The sequence below is a fragment of the Kocuria rhizosphaerae genome (genome assembly GCF_044462265.1).
In the GTDB taxonomy this organism is placed as follows: domain Bacteria; phylum Actinomycetota; class Actinomycetes; order Actinomycetales; family Micrococcaceae; genus Kocuria; species Kocuria rhizosphaerae.
On record NZ_JBISWL010000101.1, the window covers coordinates 1 to 5793 of the forward strand.

A 5793-nucleotide genomic window follows, 5' to 3' on the forward strand; every position below is an offset into this window, starting at 1 on the left:
CGCTCTTCCGCGAGGCCGGGCCGCCGGGGGCCGAGCGCCCTCGGCGGCCAGGGACGCCGTCGACCGGTCAGACCACGACCTCGGAGCGGTCCCCGCTCCAGAGGGTGTGGAACACGCCCTCGGCGTCGTCGACGCGCCGGTAGGTGTGCGCCCCGAAGTAGTCGCGCAGGCCCTGGGTCAGGGCCGCGTTCAGCCGCGGGCGGCGCAGGGAGTCGTAGTAGTTCAGGGTCGAGGCGAACACCGGGGCCGGGATGCCGCGCTCCACGGCCCGGGCCACGACCCGGCGCCAGGACGGCAGCGCGTCCTCGACCGCCGTGACGAACTCGGGGGCGAACAGCAGGTTCAGCGGTTGCTTGTCCCCCTTGTAGGCCTCCATGATGACCTCCAGCAGCTGGGCGCGGATGATGCACCCCTCCCGCCACAGGCTCGCGATGGTCGCCAGGTCCAGGTCCCAGTCGTACTCCCGGCCGGCCATGGTGAGCATCTCCAGGCCCTGGGCGTAGCTGACCAGCTTCGAGGCGTAGAGGGCCTTCCGGACGTCCTCCACGAACTCGGGGTCGTGCACGACGTCCTCGGTGGTGCCGCCGATCCCGGTGGGCAGGAGCCGCTGGGCCTCCAGCCGCATCTCGGGCTCCGCGGACGAGAGGGCGCGGGCGAAGACGGACTCGGCGATCGCGGTGACGGGGGAACCCAGCTCGAGGGCTTCCTGGACGGTCCAGCGGCCGGTGCCCTTCTGGCCCGCGGCGTCGACGATCACGTCGATCAGCGGCTCGCCCGAGCGGGCGTCCACCTGCCGGAGCACGTGGGCGGTGATCTCGATGAGGTAGGAGGCCAGCTCCGTCCGGTTCCACTGCTCGAAGACGTCGGCCTGCTCGGCCGGCTCGAGGCCCGCCACCGAGCGCAGCAGCTCGTGCGCCTCCCCGATGACCTGCATGTCCGCGTACTCGATGCCGTTGTGCACCATCTTCACGAAGTGGCCCGCGCCGTCGGTGTCGATCCACGCGCAGCACGGTCTGCCGTCCTCCGCCTTCGCGGCGATGTCCTCGAGCATGGGCCCGAGCGAGTCGTAGGACTTCCGGGGCCCCCCGGGCATGATGGACGGTCCGAGAAGTGCGCCCTCCTCGCCGCCGGAGACGCCGACGCCCACGAAGTGCAGGCCCTTCTCGGCGAGCTCCTGCTCGCGGCGGCGGGTGTCCTGGAAGTAGGAGTTGCCGCCGTCGATGATGATGTCGTCCTTCTCGAGCAGGGGGACGAGCTGCTCGATGACGGCGTCCACGGGGGCTCCGGCCTTGACCATCACGAGGATGCGGCGGGGGGTCTCGAGGGAGTCCACGAGCTCCTGGAGGGTCTCCGTGCGGATGAACTCCCCCTCGTCGCCGTGGGCGTCGAGCAGGGCGTCGGTCTTGCCGACCGAACGGTTGTGGAGGGCGACGGTGTAACCGTGCCGGGCGAAGTTGCGGGCGAGGTTCGCGCCCATGACCGCGAGGCCAGTGACGCCGATCTGGGCTTTCTTTTCTGCTGCCATGCCCCCAGCCTACAAAGCCCGGGCGCCGGTCCCGACCGGTGGCCGAGTGTTGCCCCGCCCTGCCTCGCCCCGGACCCGGGGCGTCACACGGGGCGGGCGCCCGGCGCCGTGGCCGCCGTGGTGGGTCCTGCCGGGATCGAACCGACGACATCCACGGTGTAAACGTGGCGCTCTACCAGCTGAGCTAAAGACCCTGACGACCGGGTGGACGATGTCCGCCATCGCCGGCACCCGGTTCCGCACCAGGGTACCGGCCCGCCGCGGCGGGTCACAGGGGCGTCCGCCGGCCGCCGCGGGTGAGGTTGCCCACATCCGGGCCCGCGCCGGCCGGGCGGGCGAGTCGCCCGTGCAGCCCCGCGAGGAACGCCGTGGCCCGGGCGTCGACCTTCAGCCGCGCCGCGGCGTCGCCTCGCGTGCGTCCGTGGTTCACGATCACCACGGGGGCCCCGGCGCGCACGGCGTGCCGGACGAACCGGCGGCCGGAGTTGACGGTCAGGGACGTGCCGACGACCAGCAGCGCGTCGGCGGCGTCGACCATGCGCAGCGCGCGCAGCACGCGGTGCCGGGGCGCGTTCTCGCCGAAGAACACGACGTCCGGCTTGAGGACCCCGCCGCAGACGGGGCAGTCCGGGACCCGGAAGCCCGCGGTCCGGGTGATCACCGCGTCCGCGTCCGGGGCGAACTCGATGTCCTGCGGGGACGCGACGGCGTCGTAGAAACCGGGGTTCAGCTCGTCCAGCAGGCCCGAGAGCACGACGCGTGGGATCGTGGTGGCGCAGCGCGTGCAGCCCACCTGCGTGTACCGCCCGTGCAGGTCCACGACGTTGACGGAGCCGGCGGCCTGGTGCAGACGGTCGATGTTCTGTGTGATCACGCCCGTCACCGCGCCGGACTCCTCGAGGGCGGCCAGGGCCGTGTGGCCACCGTTGGGCCGGGCCTGCGCCAGGTGGTGCCAGCCGTACTGGTTGCGCGCCCAGTAGTGGCTGCGCATGGCGGGGCTGCCCATGAACTCCTGGAACGTCATGGGCGTGCGCGGGGCCGATCCCGGCCCCCGGTAGTCCGGGATCCCGGAGTCGGTGCTGACCCCCGCGCCGGTGAGGACCACCGTGCGCCGGCCCGCGAGCAGGGCCGTGGCGGCACGCAGCCCCTCCTCGAGGCCCACGGCGTCGGGGTCGGGGAACTGCTCGGTCACAGGTGCGCCGTAGCCGGCGCGGACGGTGGGCAACGCTGCTCGTTCGGTGAGGGTCGGACGGGGGTCAGGAGGCCAGCTTGGCCAGCGCCGCGCGGTAGTCCTCGAGCTCCCGCGGGGTGCCGGGCTCGGACCCGAAGACGTCGACGACGACGCCGTTCTCGTCCAGCACGAACGTGGTCCGCTCGGCCAGCCCGGTCACGGGGTCGAACACGCCGTAGCTGTCCGCCACCGCGCCGTGCGGCCAGAAGTCCGCTAGGAGGTCGAACTCGAAGGACTCCTCCCGGGCGAACGCGCGCAGGGTGTACTTCGAGTCCACGGAGATCGCCAGCAGCCGCACCCCGGCGTCCTCGAACACGGACAGGTTGTCCTGGAGCCGGCACAGCTCACCGGTGCACAGGGCGGAGAACGCGAACGGGTAGAACACGACCGTCACCGGGCGGCCGCGCAGCTCGCTGAGTGTGATCGGCTCGCCGAACTGGTTCTCGAGGGTGAAGTCCGGTGCCGGGGCGCCGATCTGGGGCATGTGTCGTCTCCTGTGCTGCGGGCGCGGGTGCGCCCGCTCAGATGTTGCGCTTGGGCATCAGGCGGGTCGCGGCCCAGTCGGCGCTCACGCGCGCCGACGTGGTCACGTGCAGCCCCGCCGTCGGAGCGGCCTCCTGGACCTCGGCGGGCGCCACGTAGCCGTCGCGGCCGGCCTTCGGGGTCAGCACCCAGACCACGCCCCCGTCGTCCAGGGTGGTCTGGACGTCCACGAGCGTGTCGACCAGGTCTCCGTCGCCGTCTCGGAACCACAGCAGCACGGCGTCGGCGACCTCCTGGTCCTCCTCGTCGAGCAGGTCGTTGCCGGTCAGGTCCTCGATGCGCTCCCGCAGGTCGAGGTCGACGTCCTCGTCGTATCCGAACTCCTGGATGTAGTAGCCATCCTTGAAACCGAGCTGGACTACCGCGTCACCCGCGGTGGTCTGGGCCTCGCTCACTGTTCTTGCTCCTTCTGGGATCGGGCCGACGAACGACGACCACGCACGGCGTACCGGTGCGGGGCTCCGCCTGCCCGTCGGCGGACCGCGGGGGCACGATGGCGGGCCGGATACCGGCTTCACCGTCCAGACAACACCGGATGAGGGTCTCTTTCAAGCTCCCGCACGGTGGCCGGGCCCGCAATCGTGCGGCGACGCCGCGTGTGACGGCCCGCCCCGGGTGTGGAAACATGGTGCCAACAGACGACCCGTACGCCTGAAGGCCCCCCGTCGGCGCGATCCGCACGCCGGGCGGTCGACGGGCGGCCGTCCCCCTGGGCGAATTCCCGGCGCCAGGAACGGCCGGCGGGTATTTTGAGCCTGTCGGAGGAACCGGCCGCGCCGTCGCACGCGCGCGTCCCGTCCGTCCCGGCAACTCGACGAACGAGAGGTTGAACGTGCCTTCATCCAGCAACCACCACATCCTCAGTGGCCTGACCAACAACCTGAAGGACTCGGACTCCGAGGAGACCCGGGAGTGGCTCGAGTCCTTCGACGGCCTGATCGAGGCGCAGGGCACGGAGCGGGCGCAGTACATCATGCGCGCACTGCTGCAGCACGCGGGCGCGAAGAGCGTGGGCGTGCCGATGGTCACCACCACGGACTACGTGAACACGATCCCGGTGGACCAGGAGCCGGAGTTCCCGGGCGACGAGGAGATCGAGCGGCGCTACCGCGCCTTCCTGCGGTGGAACGCCGCCGTGATGGTCCACCGCGCCCAGCGCCCCGAGATCGGGGTGGGCGGGCACATCTCCTCCTACGCGGGCGTGGCGACCCTCTACGAGGTCGGCCTCAACCACTTCTTCCGCGGCCCCGACCACTCCGGGGGCGGGGACCAGGTTTACTGGCAGGGCCACTCGGCCCCCGGCAACTACGCGCGCGCCTACCTCGAGGGCCGCCTGACCGAGGAGCAGCTCGACGGGTTCCGCCAGGAGAAGTCCAAGGCCCCGCACGGGCTGCCCTCCTACCCGCACCCCCGGTCGATGCCCGACTTCTGGCAGTTCCCCACGGTGTCCATGGGCATCGGGCCGATGAACGCGATCTACCAGGCGCAGTTCAACCGCTACCTCCACAACCGCGGCATCAAGGACACCTCCGACCAGCGCGTGTGGGCGTTCCTGGGCGACGGGGAGATGGACGAGCCCGAGTCCCGCGGGCTGCTGCAGCTGGCGGCCAACGACAAGCTGGACAACCTCACCTTCGTGGTCAACTGCAACCTCCAGCGCCTGGACGGGCCGGTGCGCGGCAACGGCAAGATCGTCCAGGAGCTGGAGGCCTTCTTCCGCGGCGCCGGCTGGAACGTCGTCAAGGTCCTGTGGGGCCGGGAGTGGGACACCCTGCTCGCCCAGGACCCCGACGGGGAGCTGGTGCGGATCATGAACGAGACCCTCGACGGGGACTACCAGACCTACAAGGCGGAGTCCGGCGGCTTCATCCGCGACCACTTCTTCGGCCGCTCCCCCCGGACCAAGGAGCTCGTCGCGGACATGACCGACGACGAGATCTGGGAGCTCAAGCGCGGCGCGCACGACTACCACAAGGTCTACGCCGCCTACAAGGCCGCGACGGAGCACGAGGGGCAGCCCACCGTCATCCTGGCCCAGGGCGTGAAGGGCTACGGGCTGGGCAGCCACTTCGAGGCGCGCAACGCGACCCACCAGATGAAGAAGCTGACCATGGAGGACCTCAAGACCTTCCGCGACCACCTGCGGATCCCCGTCTCCGACGAGGAGCTGGAGAAGGACCTCTACGGCGCCCCGTACTACCACCCCGGCCCCGACTCCCCGGAGATCAAGTACCTGCTCGAGCGGCGCAAGGAGCTCGGGGGCTTCGTCCCCGACCGCCCGCACACCCAGCAGGAGATCGCCCTGCCCTCCGACGCCGCGTATCAGCAGGCGAAGAAGGGCTCGGGCAAGCAGATGGCGGCCACGACCATGGCCTTCGTGCGGATCCTCAAGGACCTGCTGCGGGAGAAGGACTTCGGCCACCGGATCGTGCCGATCGTCCCGGACGAGGCCCGGACCTTCGGGATGGACTCCTTCTTCCCGACCGCGAAGATC

The 5793-nt window shown here is 71.1% G+C and carries 5 protein-coding genes and 1 tRNA gene; 1 reads left to right on the top strand and 5 read right to left on the bottom strand.

The features are described from left to right. Positions 1-67: 67 nt before the first annotated feature. The 5 genes from gndA to ACH9EU_RS11780 form a co-directional block, all read right to left on the bottom strand. Entirely contained in the window at positions 68-1525 is a 1458-nt protein-coding gene (gene gndA, locus ACH9EU_RS11760) for an NADP-dependent phosphogluconate dehydrogenase (protein WP_396414114.1), read from the bottom strand. Between the two features lie 118 nt (positions 1526-1643). Then, a tRNA-Val gene (locus tag ACH9EU_RS11765) sits at positions 1644-1719 on the bottom strand. Between the two features lie 74 nt (positions 1720-1793). Continuing rightward, positions 1794-2717: an NAD-dependent protein deacetylase gene (locus ACH9EU_RS11770; protein ID WP_396414115.1), complete on the bottom strand. Its 924-nt coding sequence runs from the start codon at positions 2715-2717 to the stop codon at positions 1794-1796. A 64-nt stretch (positions 2718-2781) separates the two neighbouring features. Then, complete coding sequence (locus tag ACH9EU_RS11775) at positions 2782-3240, bottom strand: redoxin domain-containing protein (protein WP_396414116.1); 459 nt, start codon at positions 3238-3240, stop codon at positions 2782-2784. 37 nt (positions 3241-3277) lie between these two features. Next, positions 3278-3694 (bottom strand): DUF3052 domain-containing protein, encoded by a 417-nt coding sequence (locus tag ACH9EU_RS11780; RefSeq protein ID WP_396414117.1) that lies wholly within the window; start codon positions 3692-3694, stop codon positions 3278-3280. A 437-nt stretch (positions 3695-4131) separates the two neighbouring features. On the opposite strand from ACH9EU_RS11780, the gene aceE reads away from it, so the two are divergent. Continuing rightward, positions 4132-5793: pyruvate dehydrogenase (acetyl-transferring), homodimeric type (aceE, locus tag ACH9EU_RS11785; RefSeq protein ID WP_396414118.1), on the top strand; the 1662-nt coding region annotated here is incomplete at its 3' end.

Bases quoted from the DNA above. Each gene is read 5' to 3' on its own strand.
- gndA (WP_396414114.1), bottom strand. From the start codon at position 1,525: ATGGCAGCAGAAAAGAAAGCCCAGATCGGCGTCACTGGCCTCGCGGTC.
- ACH9EU_RS11775 (WP_396414116.1), bottom strand. From the start codon at position 3,240: ATGCCCCAGATCGGCGCCCCGGCACCGGACTTCACCCTCGAGAACCAG.